15 protein-coding genes are annotated in these 18,893 nt (G+C 67.5%); 6 read left to right on the top strand and 9 right to left on the bottom strand.

The window, feature by feature from the left end; all coding sequences use genetic code 11:
* Together bla and G3N61_RS13230 are read right to left on the bottom strand one after the other, a co-directional pair.
* The coding region (bla, locus tag G3N61_RS13235) for a class A beta-lactamase (RefSeq protein ID WP_205822652.1) at positions 1-693 on the bottom strand (693 nt) is incomplete at its 3' end.
* Between the two features lie 210 nt (positions 694-903).
* Positions 904-1,764: a peptidoglycan DD-metalloendopeptidase family protein gene (locus tag G3N61_RS13230; protein ID WP_205822650.1), complete on the bottom strand. Its 861-nt coding sequence runs from the start codon at positions 1,762-1,764 to the stop codon at positions 904-906.
* Positions 1,765-2,263: 499 nt separating this feature from the next.
* Between G3N61_RS13230 and G3N61_RS13225 the strand changes: the two genes are divergently transcribed.
* Positions 2,264-3,160: a LysR substrate-binding domain-containing protein gene (locus G3N61_RS13225; protein WP_043183886.1), complete on the top strand. Its 897-nt coding sequence runs from the start codon at positions 2,264-2,266 to the stop codon at positions 3,158-3,160.
* A gap of 482 nt (positions 3,161-3,642) precedes the next feature.
* Complete coding sequence (locus G3N61_RS13220) at positions 3,643-5,811, top strand: hypothetical protein (RefSeq protein WP_089452576.1); 2,169 nt, start codon at positions 3,643-3,645, stop codon at positions 5,809-5,811.
* Between the two features lie 104 nt (positions 5,812-5,915).
* Here the strand turns inward: G3N61_RS13220 and G3N61_RS13215 are convergent, their stop codons facing one another.
* Together G3N61_RS13215 and G3N61_RS13210 are read right to left on the bottom strand one after the other, a co-directional pair.
* Entirely contained in the window at positions 5,916-6,656 is a 741-nt protein-coding gene (locus G3N61_RS13215) for a sulfite exporter TauE/SafE family protein (protein ID WP_043183888.1), read from the bottom strand.
* A 281-nt stretch (positions 6,657-6,937) separates the two neighbouring features.
* On the bottom strand, positions 6,938-7,954 hold the full coding sequence (locus tag G3N61_RS13210; RefSeq protein ID WP_205822649.1) for an aldo/keto reductase: 1,017 nt from the start codon (positions 7,952-7,954) through the stop codon (positions 6,938-6,940).
* Between the two features lie 140 nt (positions 7,955-8,094).
* Between G3N61_RS13210 and G3N61_RS13205 the strand changes: the two genes are divergently transcribed.
* On the top strand, positions 8,095-9,006 hold the full coding sequence (locus G3N61_RS13205) for a LysR family transcriptional regulator (protein WP_043183890.1): 912 nt from the start codon (positions 8,095-8,097) through the stop codon (positions 9,004-9,006).
* A gap of 41 nt (positions 9,007-9,047) precedes the next feature.
* Here G3N61_RS13205 and G3N61_RS13200 read toward each other — a convergent pair whose 3' ends face one another.
* The gene (locus G3N61_RS13200) at positions 9,048-10,202 is read right to left on the bottom strand and encodes a porin (protein WP_205822648.1); all 1,155 of its coding nucleotides are present in this window, start codon (positions 10,200-10,202) and stop codon (positions 9,048-9,050) included.
* A gap of 382 nt (positions 10,203-10,584) precedes the next feature.
* On the opposite strand from G3N61_RS13200, the gene G3N61_RS13195 reads away from it, so the two are divergent.
* Together G3N61_RS13195 and G3N61_RS13190 are read left to right on the top strand one after the other, a co-directional pair.
* Positions 10,585-11,682 carry an OpgC domain-containing protein gene (locus G3N61_RS13195; RefSeq protein WP_043183960.1) on the top strand — a complete coding sequence of 366 codons (1,098 nt, stop codon included), beginning with the start codon at positions 10,585-10,587 and terminating at the stop codon, positions 11,680-11,682.
* Positions 11,683-11,743: 61 nt separating this feature from the next.
* The gene (locus tag G3N61_RS13190; protein ID WP_205822647.1) at positions 11,744-12,679 is read left to right on the top strand and encodes an alpha/beta hydrolase-fold protein; all 936 of its coding nucleotides are present in this window, start codon (positions 11,744-11,746) and stop codon (positions 12,677-12,679) included.
* Positions 12,680-12,715: 36 nt separating this feature from the next.
* Here the strand turns inward: G3N61_RS13190 and G3N61_RS13185 are convergent, their stop codons facing one another.
* The 4 genes from G3N61_RS13185 to G3N61_RS13170 form a co-directional block, all read right to left on the bottom strand.
* A complete protein-coding gene (locus G3N61_RS13185) occupies positions 12,716-14,317 on the bottom strand; it encodes a GMC family oxidoreductase (RefSeq protein ID WP_205822645.1) in 1,602 nt (533 codons plus the stop codon).
* Between the two features lie 26 nt (positions 14,318-14,343).
* On the bottom strand, positions 14,344-14,877 hold the full coding sequence (locus tag G3N61_RS13180) for a sugar dehydrogenase complex small subunit (RefSeq protein WP_205822643.1): 534 nt from the start codon (positions 14,875-14,877) through the stop codon (positions 14,344-14,346).
* Positions 14,878-14,891: 14 nt separating this feature from the next.
* Entirely contained in the window at positions 14,892-16,178 is a 1,287-nt protein-coding gene (locus tag G3N61_RS13175) for a cytochrome c (RefSeq protein WP_043183894.1), read from the bottom strand.
* 307 nt (positions 16,179-16,485) lie between these two features.
* The gene (locus G3N61_RS13170) at positions 16,486-17,700 is read right to left on the bottom strand and encodes an FAD-dependent monooxygenase (RefSeq protein ID WP_205822641.1); all 1,215 of its coding nucleotides are present in this window, start codon (positions 17,698-17,700) and stop codon (positions 16,486-16,488) included.
* Positions 17,701-17,864: 164 nt separating this feature from the next.
* Here G3N61_RS13170 and G3N61_RS13165 point away from each other — a divergent pair, with 164 nt between their 5' ends.
* Positions 17,865-18,809, top strand: coding sequence for a LysR family transcriptional regulator (locus tag G3N61_RS13165; protein ID WP_089452570.1), 945 nt, complete (start codon positions 17,865-17,867; stop codon positions 18,807-18,809).
* Positions 18,810-18,893: the final 84 nt, after the last annotated feature.

Here is an 18,893-nt window from a genome sequence, read left to right as displayed (position 1 = left end):
GCCCGCCGCGATGCCGGTCGCGCCGCGCGCGCCGCCGGCCATCCATTCGGTCAGCTGTGTGCGCTGCGGCTCGTGCAGCGTGGTGCCGAGCAGCAGCCGCTGCAGCGTGTCGACCATCTCGACCGGTGTCGACGTGTCGCGTTCGTCGCCGGGCGCCGCGTTGTTCAGTTCGGGTTCCCAGTGATCGAGGCGGAACGACGTGTCGCCGCTCGCGCGCGCGAACGACGTGACGGCCTGCGGGCCGCCGAGCACGCCCATCAGCAGGTTGCCGGCGCCCTTGTCGCCCGACTGCAGCATCGCCACGCAAAGCTGCTCGATCGTCATGCCCGTGTCGACGTGGCTTTCCGTAATCGGCGAGCCCGACACGACTTCATAGCGGCGATACAGGATGCGGCGCGGCAGCAGCGACGCGTCGAGCGAGCCGCGCGCGAGCATCGCGGCGGCCGCGACGACCGCGTACGTGCCGCACAGCGGGAAGCGCTCGCGCGCATGGTGGGCGATGCGCACGCCGTTCGACGTATCGAGTGCGGCGACGCCGAGCCGGCCGTTCGAGGCCTTCTCGAGCGCGGTCAATTCGGCCTGGGCGGCACGGGCGCGCCCCTGGTCGGCGACCGGCGCAGAGCTGCACGCGGCGACGAACGGCGCGGCAACGGCGGCAAGCAACAGCGAGCGGCGTGTCGGAGAGTGTTCCATGAATGTGGTGTGTTCTGTCGGAAACGGTGGCACGGAGCAACGCGGGCACGCGTCGAGGCAGCGCGCCCATTCACGCCGACGGCCGGCCCGCGGCGGCATCCGCCGCACCTCCCCGAAAGACGACCGTCGGCCCCGCGAAGCGCGGGGCGCGCATGAACAGGCCCTAGCGTAGCAGCGACCGCCGCCACGTTCCAGCGCAACGGCCCTGCTTCACCCTTGCGATGAAGGCAGGTACGGCATCGGATTGACCGGCTTGCCGTCGCGCCGCACTTCGAACAGCAGCGCGACACGCGAGTTGTCGAGGTCGCCCATTTCGGCAATCTCGTCGCCCTGACGCACGATGTCGCCCGTCTTCACGAGCAGCTTGCGGTTGTGCGCATAGGCGGTCAGGAAATCCGCGTTGTGCTGGACGATGATCAGGCTGCCGTAATCGTTCAGGCCGGTGCCTGCGTACATCACGCGGCCGTCGGCCGCGGCGCGGACCGGGTCGCCGGGCCGGCCGGCAATCTGGATGCCGCGGTTCTGCCCCGGCCGGAACCCGTCGACGATCCTGCCGTTCGCGGGCCACCTGAGCGCGACACCACCCGCATGCCGCTTCGTTTCCTTGACGACCTGACGGTCGCTCGCCGTCGCGGCGGCGGTCTGCGTCGTTGCAGGGTTGCTCCCTGCGCCGTTGCTCGCGGCCGACGATGCGGCCACCTGCGTGCCGGCCGTGCCCGCCGGCGGCAACGGCTGCTGCTTGACGATGCGCAGCACCTGCCCCATCCGCAGCCTGCCGTTCGCACCCAGCTTGTTCCAGGTGCGCAGGTCGGCGATGCTGCAATCGTTCGCGGACGCGATGCCCGTCAGCGTGTCGCCGCGCTTCACGACGTACTTCTGCGCGACCAGAATCGGCGCCGGTGGCGGGCTGGCGGCCGACGGCGCAGCGACGGGCGCGCTCGACGGCGACGACTGTCCCGCCTGCGTGTCGCTCGGCGGGACGGACTGCGTGCTTGCACAACCGGCCATGACGAGCACGGCGGCCAGGCCCGGCAGCCACGCCGCGTGACGATGAATCTCGCGCGTTTTCATGGACGATCCGACTCCGGTTTGACAATCTTTCAAGCATCTCAAAAACGGAACGGCCGACGTGTAACCGGATGCAAACAATGATGACAAACAATCACGAACCGGATGCCGGCCGGCATTCGTTACCGGTAATACGGCCCGATCCAGAAAAACTTGATGGTCTTTTTGCGGAAAAGCGGAAGAATTTTCGTTTCGAGAATCTATGACAGATTTGTTTCAATAGACGCGAAGCGGTGTTCAACGCAACCACGTGGTGAGTTCGGAACAGGCCCACGCGATGCCGATGCACAGGAACAGCACGTGCATCGCAATCTTGAACGACACGGCCCACGACGGATCGATCTGCATGACAGGCTCCCCGGTTGATGTGCGGTCATGATCCGCCATCGATCGCGCCCCGAAAATGCGGAACCGGCGAATCCGGCCTCAGGCTGCGCCTGAGACCGCGGCTGCGATTCCCTGCTAACTTATCGGCCATTCCAACATGATCGCCCCACCCATCATGCGTTTTGACCTGACCGACCTGCGGCTCTTCCTGAACATCTGCGACGCCGGCACGATCACGAGCGGCGCCGAGCGGACCCACATCACGCTGCAGGCCGCGAGCGAGCGCATCCGCGGCATGGAGGACGAGCTCGGCGTGCCGCTGCTGCACCGGACCAAGTCGGGCGCGCAGGCAACCGACGCCGGCCGCGCGCTCGAACACCACGCGCGCACCGTGCTGCAGCAGATCGACCACATGCGCGGCGAACTGCAGCAATACGGCCAGGGGCTGCGCGGGCATATCCGGCTGCTGTGCAACACGGCGTCGCTGAGCGAATACCTGCCCGACGCGCTGGCCGACTACCTGCCGCATCATCCGAAGCTGTCGATCAGCGTCGAGGAGCGCTCGAGCCAGGAGATCGTGCATGCGATCCGCAACAAGACGGCCGACGTCGGCATCGTCGCCGATTCGGTCGGGCTCGGCGGGCTCGAACAGAAGCCGTTCCGCGAGGACTGGCTGATCGTCGTCGTGCCGGCCACCCATGCGCTCGCGGCACAAGACAACGTCGCGTTCGACGCGATCGCCGATGCCGACTTCATCGGCCTCACCGACGGCAGCGCACTGCAGGTGCATCTCGCCGACCAGGCGCGCGCGCTCGGCAAGCGGATCCGCTATCGCGTGCAGTTGAAGAGCTTCGATGCGATCTGCCGCATGATCGCCAGCGGCGTGGGCATCGGCATCGTGTCGCGCCACGCGGCCGAGCGCGCGATGCAGACGATGGACGTGCGGCTCGTCGAGCTGTCCGATTCGTGGAGCCATCGTCGGCTGAAGCTGTGCGCGCGGTCGTTCGACGCGTTGCCGAAGTACACGCGGGAGTTCGTCGCGTTTCTGTCCGGCGAGACCACGTCGCAGTGACGCGCGCCGTTCGTGGTTGATGCCGCGATGCACGCCCCGATTCACTTCGATCCTTATGGATAACGTTTTCTCGCAAAATGCGGCGAGCGGGCATCGCCGGATAGCCGTTCTGCTCGCCGCTTCCGCATCGACACTCCACACTGCACCGCCTCTCAACCGGAAGAAATCCCGGTAACGGGTGCGACATTCCGATCCCGCCTGCCCCTCCCGCCTTCCCACTATCCGGGTTTTTCCCGGCGCTTCCGGCGTGAAAGTTCATTGACATCATGCCGATCGCTGCCTAAATTTGGAAAACGTTTTCCAATGCATCCGCGCGACGCCGGTCATGGCCCGTGCAGGGAGAACGCTTGCCCGCTCGAGTAGTGATTCAGGCCGTCCCTCTTCAGGGATCAGGGTTGCAAGACGGAGGCAAGGTACGGGCATCGAGCGCGGCAACGGCCACCGCCGCCCGTCCTTCATCACTATTCAAAACTGGAGACACAATGCATCCGCGCAGCAGATTCGCGCTCGGCGCCGCGCTCAGCGCCCTTTCCGTCCTGTTCGTCAGCGCGTGCGGCGGCAACGACGTGACCGACACGCCGTCATCATCTTCGCCGCCCCCGTCCACGACACCGTCGCTCGCGTCCAACTCGCTGCAGGCGCTCGTCTACGGCGCGCCCGACACCAGCGTGCCGGCCGGTACGAACATTCCGGTCACGATGATGGGCCAGATGCGCGCGCTGTTCGACCTGATCCGGAAATCGCCCGACTTCACGCAGGTCGTGATGGATCTCGGCGACGGCACGCCCGTCCACGTGCTCGACACCAATACCGGCGACAAATTCCTCCCGGGCAAGCTCGCGCTCGGCCTGTCGTACATCCTGATCGACATGAAGTCGAAGAACGATCCGCAATACGCGAGCTACCTCGCGACCTACCAGACGATCACGACCGCGATGATGGCGCAGTCGGGCAGCAACTACACGTATGCGAATACGTCCTGGGGCGAGTACTACTACCTCGTCGCGCTGAACAACCTGAAGGCGCACGGGATGCTCAACGAAGTCTTCAGCGACGCGATGCTCGCGACGCTGCAGCAGCGGCTCACCTTCTGCGACATGTTCGGCCCCGATGCGAGCGGCAAGACCGATACGTGCCCCGCGGCCGGTACGCCGATCGACATCGCGTCGCTCAACACCGCGCAGAATTACTATGCGGTGTCCTACGGAATCGCCGGGCTGCGCCAGAAGCTCGGCTGGAGCAGCCCGTCGTTTGCGTCGAAGACCGATCCGTCGGTCGCGACGATGGGCGCGCGCGACGCGCTGCTGTACACGCTCACGAACCATATCCGCAACGATTCGTCGGGCGGGTTCTCGGACGAAGCGTCGAACACCCACACGACCTACTACGACCAGGCACGCTTCGACCGCTACAGCACGCTGCTGATCGGCGAAGTGACCGAGCGCACGTTCGAGATGGGCAACGAAGCGAATCTCACGCCCGAACTGAAGGGCTACCTGCGCAAGTCGGTCGACCTGATCCTGCCGCAGCTGAACGCGAACGGCCAGGGCTTCAACTACGGCCGCTCGATCGGCCCGTACGGCGATTCGGCGTTCATGGAAGTGCTGACGGCCGCGGCCAACGCCGGCGTGCTGACCGACCAGGAGAAGCAGGTCGCGTATGCGTTCATCTACCAGGCCGCGCGTCGGTTCGACACATACTGGTACGACCCGTCGCTGCCGACGCCGTCGGTGAACATGTGGGTCAAGGGCCGCGGCACGGACGCGTATCGCGGCAAGCCGCGCGTGATGGGCGAGAACTTCAGCCTGCTGCACCAGTACCTGTACGTGAACGCGTGGTGGAACAAGCTCGGCTTCGGCGGCCAGGCGCCGATGGCCGATGCGGACTACAACGCGTGGCTCGATGCGCTACCGCGCTACACGCTCACCTGGTACAACCAGCCCGGCGACACCGCGCATCCGTACAGTGCGGCGCTCGTCACCGTGCGCGACGGCCGGCGCGTGATCAACCTGAACCTCAGCCAGGCGCCCGACTACAACTCGTACACGCCGTACTATCCGGTGCCGTTCTCCGACAAGCTGATCTACGGCACGACCGATCTCGGCTACGCGCTGCTGGTGCCGCAGGTGTCGTACAACGGGAAGACCTACATGCCCGTCACGTACTACAAGAACCTGAACGTCCAGCAAAGCAACGGGCAGGTGATCGTGTCGTTCGATACCGCGAAGTTCCGGCTCGCGTCGAAGAACGCGGCGTACACGACGGATCTCGACCTGCAGGTGCATACGGTGCTGACGTTCGCGCACGGCTCGGTCGCACGCAGCGATACGCTGAGCACGGGCACGCTCACCGGCAACCTGTCGGTCGAAACGGACTTCACGTCGTTCGCGGATTTCGCGTCGACGCAGGCCAACGGCGACGGCGTGTCGGTCACGTATGCGAACAGCGCCGCGACCGGCTACGCGGCGTCCGGGTTCGACACCTGCGCGCTGTCCGCCTTCGACACGGCGAACGGCACGACGAATCCGCTGTCGACGACGCCGATCGGCCAGCTTCATTCGAACTTCGCGTGCACGACGAAGCCGTTTGCACTCGGCGCGGGCGCGACCCGCACGTTCGGGTGGACGCTGAAGTACGCCGACCCGGCCTGAGCGGTGTAACCCACGTTCCGTGCATGCTCTCGAAGCCGGTTGCTGTCGAACCGGCTTCGGGATCGTCACGACCGGCGGGCATCACGCTCGTCGGCGATGCCCGCTCACAGCCACCCTGATGCCGCCATATAGCCACCCAGCGCGATCAGCCCGACGAAGAAGCAGCGCTTGAACGCCTTCTCGCTCATCACGCGCCGCGCATATTGCCCGCCGGCCATGCCTGCCAGCGCTGGCACGAGCGCGAGCGCCGACACGCCGAGATCAACCGTCTCCAGCGCGCCCGTCACGCGCAACTGCAGGCCGAGCACGATCGTCGATGCGGTGAACGACAGCCCGAGCGCCTGGATCAGGTCGTCCTTCGACAGCCGCAGCGCCTGCAGGTACGGCACGGCTGGCACGACGAATACGCCGGTCGCGGCCGTCACGACACCCGTCAGGTAGCCGACCACGGCCGACAGCCATTTTTCGTGGCGGCCCGGCGCCGGCAGCCGCGCGGCGGCCAGCCCCCACAGCCCGTAGAGAATCAGCACGACGCCGAGTGCCGCATGCGTCCACGTGGTGCCGGCCGCGAGCGCGGGCAGCCCGCCCGTCAGCGTGCCGATCGTCAGGCCGGCGAGCAGCGGCCACAGCCGGCGCAACAGCGGCCCGAACGACGGGCCGAGCCACAACTGCCACACGTTGGTGATGAACGACGGCACGAGCAGCAGGCTCGCCGCGGCCGACGGCGGCATCGCGAGCGTCAGCAGCCCCATCGCGATCGTCGGCAGGCCGAGCCCGATCATTCCCTTGACCGCGCCGGCCAGCAGGAAAACCACCGCGATGATCGTCAGCGTATGAATGTGCATGAAAGGCATTCCGTCCGGTTGAGTACGGCGCCGATGGTGAACCCCGATCGCGCCGCCCGCCATCTGGCTTTGCCTGAGGCTGGCTAGGGCTTGCCGGACGGAGCGGCGGCGCGATGGTGCCGATGGGCTGTCGCACCGCGGGCCGTCGTGAAACGCGCCGCCGGCGTCAAGGCAGGCGATGCCGGCCATGCACCGCCGTCCGGGTTGCCGAACCCGGCCCCGGCCCCCGGATTCGAGCCGAATACGGGGCCTGTTCCGCAACCCATGCCGACCCGGGCCGATCAGTCCCCGTGAGATGCCCCCCGCCCCTGCTCGCTGTCGAGGTGCGCCATCTGTTCGGTCGGATAACGCTCACCGGCAGCCGCCCCGGCGGGAACCGCCGCTTCAATGCGCGCGATGTCATTGACCGTTAGTTGCATCTCAGCGGCCTGAAACGCATCCTGAAGCTGCGTGCGCTTGCGCGCGCCGATCAGCGGCACGATATCGTCGCCGCGCGACAGCACCCACGCGATCGCGACCTGCGCCGGATTGCTGCCCTTCTCGTCGGCGATGGCGCGCAGCGCGTCGACGAGCGCGAGGTTGTGCGCGAGGTTCTCGCCCTGGAAGCGCGGGCTCGCCCCGCGAAAATCACGCTCACCTTCCCGCGCCGTGCTCCAGCGTCCGCCGAGCAGCCCGCGCGACAGCACGCCGTAGGCCGTCACCCCGATCCCGAGTTCGCGGCACGCGGGCAGGATCCCGGCCTCGATACCACGCGACAGCAGCGAGTATTCGATCTGCAGGTCGGAGATCGGCGCGACGGCCGCCGCGCGGCGGATCGTGTCGACGCCGGCTTCCGACAGGCCGATATGGCGCACGTACCCGGCCTTCACGAGATCGGCGATCGCGCCGATCGTCTCCTCGATCGGCACCGCCGGATCGACGCGCGCCGGCCGGTAGATGTCGATGTAATCGGTCCCGAGCCGCTTCAGCGAGTACGCGACGAAGTTGCGGATCGCCGTCGGCCGCGCGTCGTAGCCGGCAAACCCGCCGGCCGGATCGCGCAGCGCGCCGAATTTCACGCTGATCAGCACCTGGTCGCGTGCCCGGCCGCGCAGCGCATCGCGGATCAGCATCTCGTTGTCGCCCATGCCGTAGAAATCGCCGGTGTCGAGCATCGTGATGCCGTGGTCGAGGGCCGCGTGCAGGGTCGCAATGCTTTCGTCGCGGTCGGCCGGCCCGTAGAAGTCCGACATCCCCATGCAGCCTAGCGCGAGCGCCGACACCCGCGGGCCCGTCCGGCCCAGTTCACGCATATCCATGTCCGTTTCCTCGAGTGATCAATGAACAGGCCGGATTCTGGACGCATCGCGACGCACGATAAACGCGAAACACTCAACCAAACCATTCGACGCTGATTAACAATGGAGCCTGCTCCCCTCCACCCACGCACTCGCCCCGCATGGATCATCTGCAAGCAATGCGCATCTTCGCGCGCGTCGCCCATCTCGGCAGCTTCACGAAAGCGGCCGAGCAGCTGCAACTGCCGCGCCCGACGGTCAGCAATGCCGTCCAGTATCTGGAAAAGCACCTGAAGACCCGCCTGCTGCAGCGCACGACGCGGCGCGTCGCGCTGACGGCCGAGGGCGCAACCTATTACGAACGCTGCATGCGGTTGCTGGCCGATCTCGACGATGCGGAAACGCTGTTCGAGGACGCCGGCACGACGCCGCGCGGCGCGATCCGCGTCGACCTGCCCGAGCGCTTCGCGCTGAACCAGGTGATTCCGGCGCTACCGGGTTTCCACGCGCGCTACCCCGACCTGCGCGTCGTGATCGGCACGACCGACCGCTTCGTCGATCTCGTCGCCGACGGCATCGACTGCGCGGTGCGGGTCGGCACGATGTCCGACACATCGCTCGTCGCGCGGCGCATCGGCGAACTGGCGCAGATCAACTGCGCGGCACCCGCGTATCTCGCGCGACACGGCACGCCGCGCTCGCCGGACGAGCTGCCGGACCACGTCGCGGTCGGCTATTTCTCGAGCCGCACGGGCCGCGAGCTGGACTGGGAATATGCGGACATGGATTCGGGCGAGCTGCACGCGGTCAAGATGCGCAGCGTCGTGTCGGTCAACAGCTCGCAGGCGTATCTCGCGTGCTGTCTTGCGGGCCTCGGGCTGATCCAGGTACCGCGCGACGGCCTCGGGCCGCTGCTGGCCGACGGCTCGCTGGTCGAGGTGCTGCCGGAATGGAATGCGGAGCCGCTGCCCGTGTCGGTCGTGTTTCCGACCGGCCGGCATCTCGCGCCGCGTGTGCGGATCTTCGTCGACTGGCTCGCGGAAACGCTCGGCGCCACGCCGCGGGCGGACTGAGCGCAGCCAGCGCCGGAGCACGCGGCCCCGGCGCCGCCCGATCAGAATTTGTGGCGGATCGCGGCGCGCACCGCGAACTGGTTCGACGACGCCGACGGGCCGTCCGTCCCGACGACATAGCCGCCGTCGGCCGCCGTGCCGGTCTTGTCGCCGGCAACTTTCTGCCATGCGCCCTGCAGGTAGACGTCGGTGCGCTTCGACAGGCTGTAGTCGGCCATCAGCCCGACCGTGTGGTATTTCGGCTTGAACGATCCGGCTGCGGCATCGAACTTGCCGTCCGTGTACACGTACTGCGCGCCGAGATAGAAATCGGGCGTGAGCTGGTACTTGCCGTTGATCTCGAAGTTCTGGAACTTCGTCGCGGTCAGCCCGAGGCCGGCGAACGTCGCCGTCGGCAGGTAGACGGTCGACACCGGGTTCTTCACGTCCGTCTTCGTGTAGACGAAGCCGACCGTGGCCGGGCCGAACGTGTAGTTGACGCCGCCGCCGAAGATCCGCAGGCGGTCGGCGACGAAGTTCGCGTCATCCGCCGAGATCGCGCCCGCGCTGCCGACGCCCGGGTTGTTCGCCTGCAGGTACGCAGCCGCGACCTGCAGCCCGGCGAGCGAATACTGCGCGCCGAGGCTGTATTGACGGTTGTTCGAGAAGCCGGTGCTGTTGCTGAAGCTGTACGTGCCGCCGAACGTCAGGCCGTTCCAGTCGGCGCTCGCGTACTTGACCGTGTTGTTGACGCGGAACGAGTTGTCCGTGTTGTCGTTGTCGAACGGGTGCGAGAACAGCGTGCCGCCCCAGTTGCCGTTGGCCGTGAGCGGCGCGAGATAGTCGACGACCGAGTCGTACTGGCGGCCGAAGGTCAGCGTGCCGAAGCGCGACTCGCTCAGCCCGACGAACGCCTGGCGGCCGAACATGCGGCCGCCCTGGCCGAGCCGGCCGTTGTTCACGTCGAAACCGTTTTCCAGCGTGAAGATCGCCTTCAGCCCGCCGCCGAGATCTTCGCTGCCCCTCAGGCCCCAGCGGCTGCCCTGTGCATAGCCGCTCGCGAGCTGGTAATTCGTCTTTCCGACCCCATTGACGTTCACGTTGTTCGTGTAATTGAAGCCTTCGTCGATCACACCGTACAGCGTCACGCTGTTCTGGGCGAAGACCGGCGCGGCGAAAGCGGCCAGCGCGGCGGTAAAAATGACGTGCTTCTTCATGACGGATCTCCGGAGCCGGTGGCCGGGCATGGTCAAGCGCCCGGCGGATGTTTGGTCTGTTATATGTGTGGCCCGCAGGGCGGACGACGCGGTGTGCGGCCGCGTGAGGTCAAAATGGTGTCACGTCGCAAACCGTCCGTCCATCGGGGTATATGAACCCTGCGCAAACCGTTGCGCTCGTCCAACTGCCCCGTTGCGCAGACGGCCTGACCCGGCTTATCGGCAGCGGCAGGACGGCCGACCATCCGCGTAAACCCGGTATGCACCGCATCGGTGGCACAATGCGCATCCGTTCGTCATTTCTTCACGAAGTCATGCTTCACCCCGATTCATGCGCGGCGCGTGCCGGCCGCGCACGCGCCCCGCGCCGGGAGGCAGTCCGATGACCGCACCGGCCCGGGCCGGCCGCTACGCCGAGCTCGATTTCTTCCGCGGCCTCGTGCTGCTCGTCATCGTCGTCGACCACATCGGCGGCAGCATCCTGTCGCGCGTGACGCTGCACGCGTACGCGCTGTGCGACGCGGCCGAGGTGTTCGTGTTCCTCGGCGGCTTCGCCACCGCGATCGCGTACAACTCGCTGGCCGAGCGGCACGACGAGGCCGCCGCGCGCCAGCGCTTCATCCGGCGCGCGTTCGAGATCTACCGCGCGTTCCTCGTGACGGCCGGCCTGATGCTGCTGATCACGGCCGCGCTGAACGCGTTCGCGATCGACGGCCCGAACATGCCGACCAACGACCTCGACGGCCTGCTCCAGAAGCCGCTCGCCGCGTTGCGCGACATCCTGCTGTTCCGCCGCCAGCCGTATCTTGCGTCGGTGCTGCCGATGTACGCGTTCTTCGCGCTGCTCGTCCCGCTCACGCTGCCGCTCGCGCGCACGCAGCCGTGGCTGCTGCTCGCGTTCAGCGGATCGCTCTGGTACGCGGCGCCGCACGTCGCGCGCTTTTTGCCGACCGTCGAAGGCGCGCCGTGGGACTTCAATCCGTTCGCGTGGCAGTTCCTGTTCGTGCTCGGCGTGATCGCGCGCTGCCAGCCCGTCTACCAGACGCTCGCGCCGAAGCCGCAGGGCTGGCTGCTGACGGCCGCGGCGCTCGCGATCGTCGCGGCCGGCGCGTACTACCGGCTGCGCATCGAACCGTTCCCGACCGATCCGTCGATCAAGCAGAACCTCGGCGCGCTGCGGCTCGCGAACTTCCTCGCGATTGCGTGGCTCGCGGCCAAGCTCGTCCACCTCGGCTGGATGAAGAAAGTCGCGCACGCGATGCCGTGGATCGGCACGATCGGCCGGCAGGGGCTGCTGTGCTTCGTCGCGGGCACCGGCATCTCGCTCGCGGTCGACTCGCTGCTTTACCAGGCGACCGAAGGCTATCTCGACGTGAAGCTCGGCCTGCTTGCCGATGTGGTCGCGATGGGCCTGCTGTATCTCGTCGCCAAACTCTACGGGCCGCTCGTCGCGCGGCTGCCGTTCCGTTCGCGGCGATGACGCGCCGCGCCGTCATGCGCCGCTGCTACGATAGCCGGCGCCTCTCCTGAAACGATTCGTCATGCGCCGACTCGCCCTTCCGTTCGCCCTCGCCCTGATCGCCGGCTCCATCGCCACCGCCCGCGCCACGCCGGCCGCGCCGCCGGCATCGCCCGTACCGCCGCCACCGGCCGTCCAGACCGCGACGACCCCGTCGGCCGCCCTGGAGCCCGCGGTCAACCCGGGCAGCAGCGTCGTGCTGCGCACGTTCCGGTCGGCATCGCTGAAGCGCGACTGGTCGTACACGGTCTACCTGCCGCCGGGCTACAACCCGGAAGGCGCGCGCTACCCGGTGATGTACCTGCTGCACGGCAACGCCGGCAATGCGAACGACTGGGTCACGCAGGGCCGGCTGCAAGCCACCGCCGACACGCTGATCGAGCGCCGCGAGATTCCGCCCGTCGTGATCGTGATGCCGCAGGGCGGCACCGACTGGTACGTCGACCGCAAGGAGAAGATGCAGAGCGCGTTCCTCAACGACCTGCTGCCCGAAGTCGAAGCGCACTTCGCGGTGTCGAACCAGCGCGCGGGCCGCGCGATCGGCGGCGTGTCGATGGGCGGTTTCGGCGCGCTGCGCTTCTCGCTGCTCGAACCCGGGCTGTTCTGCGGCGCGATGCTGCTGAGCCCCGCGATCTACGCGAACGAGCCGCCGCTCAATTCCGCCGCGCGCTACGTCGGCGTGTTCGGCGACCGGCAGTTCGATCCGCGCGTGTGGCACGAGCTCAACTACCCGGCGCTGATGCGCGGCTATTTCGCGCGCACCTGGCGGATCCCGATGTTCATCGCGGCCGGCGACGACGACCTGACCATCCAGGCGGAATCGAGCGTGCTGTACACGCACCTGCGCCGCGCGCAGAACCCGGCCGAGCTGCGCATCGTCGATGGCGGGCATACGTGGGACGTATGGCGCGGGCTGCTCGGGCAGGGCTTGAAATACGCGCTGGAGTGCGTGAAGTGACGGCGGCGTAAGCGCAGCCCCGCGCCGCCGGCCGCGTCAGACTTCCGTACCGATCGTCTTCGCCATCCGCAGCGCCAGCGCGTACCCGGTCAGCGTCGGATTGACCACCGACGAACTCGGATGCACGGCCGTGCTCGCGATGAACAGGTTCGGGTGATCGTGCGTCCGGCAATCGCGGTCGACGACCGAATCCGCCGGATCGTTGCCCATGATCGTCGTGCCCATGATGTGCGAACTCGGCACCCACGCGTGGACGTCGTTCACGACCTCGGTCGCACCGAACACCTGCTGGAAATCGCGGTAATCGTCGAGCACTTGCGACGCCGCGCGCAACGAATAATCGTAGACGTCGTAGTCGGTGCGTGGCGTCGGCAGCCCGAGTGCATCCTTGCGATCGCTCAGGGTGACCCGGTTGCGCGGGTCGGGCAGGATCTCGACGTAGCTCGCGATCTTCAGATAGCGCGCCGCATCGTGACGAATCCGCGCATCGAGCGCGTCGCCGACGATGCCTTGCGCGATCAGCCGCCGCGTGACGATCTCGTTGGGCACCGTGTTGTCGAGGAAATGCCGGATCGCGCCATGTTCGCGGCGAAACGCACCGTCGCGCCGCGTGTTGATACTGCCCTGCTGCGTCGGGCCGCGCCCGGCCCACAATGGCTCGCGGGCGAGCATCGCGATCGCGCGGCCGGTGTGCCCCATCATGTTGCGGCCGACCTGGCCGGACGCGTTCGCGACGTCCGACATCAGCAGCAGCTTCGGAATCTCGACGCCATGTGCCGCGAGCACGAAGGTGCGAGCGGTCAGGCGCGTGCTTTTGCCGTCGGGCGTCATGTAATGAATCGCCGCGATCTTGCGGTTCTCGCCGTGTTCGATCTTGTAGACGACCGCATTCGTCAATAGCCGCGCGCCCTGCGCGACGGCGCGCAGGACCGGGCGATCGCCGGAGAATTGCGCGCCGATCGGGCAGATCGGTGCGCAGTTGTTGTTGCCCGCGCAGGTCGGCCGCCCGTCGTAGGGCCGTGTCGCGCGCGCGTTGGGTTCGTCGACGAAACGATGGCCGATCGTCGCGACCTTGTCCGCGACCTGCTGCGTCAGGTACGACCACGGTTGCTGCCGCATCGGGTACGGCTTCGAGCGCGGCGGGAACGGCGCACCGCCCAGGCCGCTCTGGTCGTCGGTGTCCGAGCCCGATACGCCGATCTGTTCTTCCGCGAGCTGATACCACGGCTCGAGCTCGTCATAGCCGATCGGCCAGTCGCGCCCGTGCCCGTACAGGCTGTGCAGGCGGAAGTCGTTCGGCAGCATGCGCCAGGTCGCGCCGCCCCAGTGCCACGTCGTCCCGCCGACGAGCCGCAGGAACGATGGTTTCTGCAGCACCGGGCCGACGCTGTCGATGTACCGGTCGGAATAGCGCCCGGTGGACGACTTCGGTGCCCACGGCAGATCCGGATACGGGCCGTTGTAGTCGGACTTGTTGCCGTAGTTGCGGAACGCGCTGACGAGTTCGGCCCGCTTCACGTCCGGCCCCGCCTCGATCACGATGACGGACTTGCGCTGCTGCGTCAGCGACTGCGCGACGGCGCCGCCCAGGATGCCCGCGCCGATGACGATGACGTCCGCGTCGTAAGTACTGCCCATGGTTTCGATCCTCGTTCGGAAGGCGGTCAACCGGCGTCGACGGCCGGGCGCTCGGTCCAGTATTCGGGGCGCGCGCGGATATAGGTTGGAATGACCGTGACGTCCACGGTCGGCTCGAACATCAGCGCGGTTTCGTAGCCGACCATCCGCGCCTGCCCGCCGTGCCCGACGCTGCCGGTGTAGAAGGCTTCGATGACGGCCAGCGCCGTGGTGTGCAATTCAGGCGCCGCGATGCCGAGCGTCTTCACGAAGGCCTCGAGCGGCTGCGTGCCCGTGTCGATCGCGACGACGAGCGCGCGCAGTCGTGCGGGAAACGCGTGGTCCTGCGCGACGAGGCCGTCGTAGACCGACTGCACATAGCGCGCCGGGAGCGCCTTGCGGCAAGTCAGGTACGCGGCCACGCCGGCAAAGTCCCGGGCCGGCAAGGCTTCCGGCGCCACGGCCGCACGCGCCATCAACATACCGGCCGGCAACGCCGCGGCGAGCGCCGCGCCGGCCGACAGCTTCATGAGACGGCGGCGCTGCACGTCCAGGTCGCCGGCTCCATCGAAATCGTTCATCGCGAACATCTCCTTCAGTGTGCGGGCGCCGTGCGGAGCTTCGCGACATCCGCCGCGCTCACGCGGGCCCGGCCGCTGCCGAACCGGTCGCTCAGGTAGTTCACGAGCACCACCACTTCGTCATCCTTGAGTTCGGTCTGAAAGGCCGGCATGAAATAGTGCGTCGCGCCGTTGTTCACGCTCGCGCCGTGCATCACGACCTGCAGCAGGTTCGACGCGGTCGCGGTGCCGACCGTGCTGTTGGCGAACAGCGACGGAAAGAAGCCGTCCGCCGTGCCGGCGCCCGTCATACCGTGGCAGCTCGCGCAGTGGTCGAGATAAAGCGACGCGCCGGCCGGTGCCTGAGCGCCGACGGCGGCTGCGGCACGCACCGCGACGTAGTCGTCGGTCTTGCGCCCCTGCGTGGAACGCGGCGCGGTGTCAGCGCCCTTGGCGGCCGGCACCGTCGACAGGTAAGTGGCGATCGCGTTCAGGTCGCGATCGCTCATGCGGCTGAAGCTGTGTTCGACGGCTTCCGCCATCGGGCCGGCTGCCTGTGCCTTGCCGGGCACGTTGCCGGTGCGCAGGTACTGGACGATCTGCGCGGTCGTCCACGTACCGATGCCCGCGTCGCGGTCGTGCGTGATGTTGAACGCCTGCCAGCCCGCGAGCGGCGCGCCGGCGAGATAGCCGGTGCCGGTTTCGTCGTAGGCCAGTTCCTGCATCCCGATGCCGCGCGGCGTATGGCAGGTGCCGCAGTGCGCGGCGCCCTGGACCAGATAGGCGCCGCGATTCCACTCGGCATCCCGCCCGGGTTTCGGCACATACGCGCCTTCGCGCAGATAGAGCGCGTTCCAGATTTTCAGCGGCCAGCGCATGGTCAGCGGCCACGGAAAATCCGGTTGGCGGTTCGCCTGATGGACCGGCGCGACGCCGTGCATGAAATACGCGTACAGGCTCGCGATGTCGTCGTCGCTGAACTTCGTATACGACGGGTACGGCATCGCCGGATACAGGTTGCCGCCGTCGCGCCGCACGCCCTTGCGCAGCACGTTCGCGAACTCCTGCTCCGAATAGTTGCCGATCCCGGTTTGCTTGTCCGGCGTGATGTTGGTCGAGTAGATATTGCCCATCGGCAACGGCATGGCGAGGCCGCCCGCGAACGGCTGGCCGCCACCCGCGGTATGGCACGCGACACAGTCCGCCGCGACGGCCAACGCCTTGCCCGCCGCAACGCGATCCGCCGCCTGCCCGGCTGCCGACGCGGGGGCCGCCGCGATGAGAGAAAGCACGACTAGCGCGGAAATGCCGGGCAAACGCATGGAATCGTCCCTGGAGGAATCCGGTGAAAAGGTGATTTCGGGGGTGTTCTGTCATGCAGCCCCTATTTTTTGAGAGGCGCTGGTGCGCATGACGTGGCCGAACTATATCATCGTCTGTATCGATACACTAAATCGATACAGAGTCGCCGTTCAGGAAATAATCGATGAATGGCTTGCTTTCGTTAGCGGGCTTTCCGATGCAGCACGAAGACACGGCGCGACCGGTCGCGCCGGCCGACCTTGCCGCCCTGCCGGCACGCCGGGCAGTCGGCCGCCCGAGCGCGACGGCCATGCGACGGCTCGCCGCTCAAAGCCACGTGCCGCCCTGCCGTTCGCTCGGCGCCCCGGCCAACGCGTCGAAATCGTGAATCCAGTCCAGGTGATGCAGCACGCTGTCGCGCTCGGCCAGACGCGCATTGCGCGCCTGCGCGGCCGGCCCGTCGGGCAGGTGCAGCACGTCGGCCACGGAGATCGACGCGTACTGCACCTTGCGCGTGCGGCCGCGACGCAGCCGCTCGTACGCTTCCTGCGCTTCGCGCCAGTTGCCCGGCCCGGCCTGCGCCAGTTGCGCGGCCAGCACCACCGCATCCTCGATCGACTGATTCGCGCCCTGCCCGTGGTGCGGCACCAGCGCATGCGCGGCGTCGCCGATCAGCGTCACGCGCCCGCGGCTCCAGCGGCCGAGCGGCGGCCGATGGAACAGCCCCCAGCGCTGGCTGATCGGCACGGCGGTGATCATCTGCACCACCGCCGGATGCCAGTCCCTGAACGCGCGCAGTTGCTCGCCCTCTTCCGACGGCATCACCCAGTCGCGCGACGGCCACGGTGACGGATGACGCTCGACCAGCAGGAAGTTCTGGTCGCCGTTGTCGCCGATCGGATAGTGCAGCAGGTGCCCGTGCGGCCCGATCCAGTACTGAAGCGTGTCGGGATCGGGCAGCAGGCTCAGCCGAGCGGCCGGCACCACGCCACGAAACCCCGAACAGCCCGAATACAGCACATCGTCGTAGCCGAGCATCCAGCGCCGCGTGATCGAGCGCGCGCCGTCCGCGCCGATCACGAGATCGGCGTCGACGCGCTCGCCGTTGTCGAACGCCAGCGTGACGCGATCGGCGTGCTGCGCGAGATCGGTCAGCCGATGGCCGAGATGGATGGATTCGGGGCCGACCGCCTTCGACAGCACGGCCTGCAGATCCGCACGATGCACGCCCCAGTACGCGCCGCCGAATTGCCGGCGATAGTCGGGGTCGCCGCGATGATGGCCGATCACCGCGCCGCTGCGGCCGTCGCGATAGACGAGCCCCGGGATGTCCGCGCACACCGCGTCGAAGGCCGCCCGCAAGCCCATGCGCTCGTAGAAGCGCGTCGCGTTGGCCGACAGCGCGACGGCTGCGCCGACTTCGCGCAACACCTCCGTCTGTTCGTAGAGCTGCGCGTCGATGCCGTGCTCGCGCAGTGCGAGCGCGAGCGTCAGGCCGCCGATTCCGGCGCCGACGATCGCAATCTTCAGGTTCGTCTGCATGATGAAGGTGTCTCCGATGTTCCGATGGGGGGCTGCGGCTCGCGCAGCGGTCATGTCGATTGCATGGCCGTGTCGGTATTTTCAGGAGCGGACTTTCATCCCGCAATAAAATGACCGGAATCTGCTTCATCACTGGAAGCAATGAACCCGGCAAGGCGAAACCCATGGAACTGAGCGATATCGACCTCAATCTGCTGCTGCTTTTCCAGCGGCTGATGCAGGAGCGGCGCGTGTCGAGCGTCGCCGAGCAGATGAACATGAGCCAGCCGGGCGTGAGCAACGCGCTCGCGAAGCTGCGCCGCCGGCTCGGCGATCCGCTGTTCGTGCGCGGGCCGGGCGGCGTGGTGCCGACGCCGTTCGCGCTCCGTCTCGCGGAACCCGTGTCGCACGCGCTCGCGACGCTGCATGCCGCGCTCAATCCCGAGACCGGATTCGATCCGCTGCGCGCCACGCGCACGCTGACGATCGGCATGACCGATATCGGCGAAGTCGTGTTCCTGCCGGCGCTGCTCGAACACCTGTCGCAAGCGGCGCCGGGCATCGCGCTCAATACCGTGCGCAACACGAGCGTCAACCTCGGCGACGAAATGGCCGACGGCCGCGTCGATCTCGCGATCGGCCTGCTGCCGCAGCTCAAGGGCGGCTTCTATCAGCGCCGGCTGTTCGATCAGCGCTATGTGTGCCTGTTCCGGCGCGGGCATCCGCTCGAGGACGCGCCACTGACGGTCGACGCGTGGCGCAATGCCGAGCATCTGGTCGTCGTGTCGGCCGGCACCGGTCACGGGCAGGTGGACGAATGGCTGAAGCGCCGCCGCGTGACGCGCCAGGTGCGGCTCACGGTGCCGCATTTCATGAGCGTGGGCTACATCCTGCAGCGCACCGACCTGATCGCGACGGTGCCCGAGCATCTCGCGCAGCAGCTCGCCGCGCCGTTTTCGCTGGGCTGGCGCGCGTTGCCCGTCACGCTGCCCGGTGCGCCGATTCACATGCTCTGGCATACGCGGGTCAATCAGGACGAAGGGAACCGGTGGCTGCGCGACGTGGTCGTGGATCTGTTTGCGGAGACGGGCACGCGGGCAAGGAAGACCGCACCGGGCAGGAAGAAGTAGCCGAGGTCGTCGCACCATCGCGCGTGCTTTACGATATCGCGTGAACCGCTGCGCCACGCATTTCGACTACATTGCCGAAGTGGC

It is taken from the genome of Burkholderia sp. Ac-20349 (assembly GCF_017104865.1).
Lineage (GTDB): Bacteria > Pseudomonadota > Gammaproteobacteria > Burkholderiales > Burkholderiaceae > Burkholderia > Burkholderia aenigmatica.
The sequence above is the reverse complement of the archived record's forward strand: the minus strand, read 5'-3'. Positions and strand labels throughout refer to the sequence as shown.

Bases quoted from the DNA above. Each gene is read 5' to 3' on its own strand.
- G3N61_RS13230 (WP_205822650.1), bottom strand. From the start codon at position 1,764: ATGAAAACGCGCGAGATTCATCGTCACGCGGCGTGGCTGCCGGGCCTG.
- G3N61_RS13225 (WP_043183886.1), top strand. From the start codon at position 2,264: ATGCGTTTTGACCTGACCGACCTGCGGCTCTTCCTGAACATCTGCGAC.
- G3N61_RS13220 (WP_089452576.1), top strand. From the start codon at position 3,643: ATGCATCCGCGCAGCAGATTCGCGCTCGGCGCCGCGCTCAGCGCCCTT.
- G3N61_RS13215 (WP_043183888.1), bottom strand. From the start codon at position 6,656: ATGCACATTCATACGCTGACGATCATCGCGGTGGTTTTCCTGCTGGCC.
- G3N61_RS13210 (WP_205822649.1), bottom strand. From the start codon at position 7,954: ATGGATATGCGTGAACTGGGCCGGACGGGCCCGCGGGTGTCGGCGCTC.
- G3N61_RS13205 (WP_043183890.1), top strand. From the start codon at position 8,095: ATGGATCATCTGCAAGCAATGCGCATCTTCGCGCGCGTCGCCCATCTC.
- G3N61_RS13200 (WP_205822648.1), bottom strand. From the start codon at position 10,202: ATGAAGAAGCACGTCATTTTTACCGCCGCGCTGGCCGCTTTCGCCGCG.
- G3N61_RS13195 (WP_043183960.1), top strand. From the start codon at position 10,585: ATGACCGCACCGGCCCGGGCCGGCCGCTACGCCGAGCTCGATTTCTTC.
- G3N61_RS13190 (WP_205822647.1), top strand. From the start codon at position 11,744: ATGCGCCGACTCGCCCTTCCGTTCGCCCTCGCCCTGATCGCCGGCTCC.
- G3N61_RS13185 (WP_205822645.1), bottom strand. From the start codon at position 14,317: ATGGGCAGTACTTACGACGCGGACGTCATCGTCATCGGCGCGGGCATC.
- G3N61_RS13180 (WP_205822643.1), bottom strand. From the start codon at position 14,877: ATGAACGATTTCGATGGAGCCGGCGACCTGGACGTGCAGCGCCGCCGT.
- G3N61_RS13175 (WP_043183894.1), bottom strand. From the start codon at position 16,178: ATGCGTTTGCCCGGCATTTCCGCGCTAGTCGTGCTTTCTCTCATCGCG.
- G3N61_RS13170 (WP_205822641.1), bottom strand. From the start codon at position 17,700: ATGCAGACGAACCTGAAGATTGCGATCGTCGGCGCCGGAATCGGCGGC.
- G3N61_RS13165 (WP_089452570.1), top strand. From the start codon at position 17,865: ATGGAACTGAGCGATATCGACCTCAATCTGCTGCTGCTTTTCCAGCGG.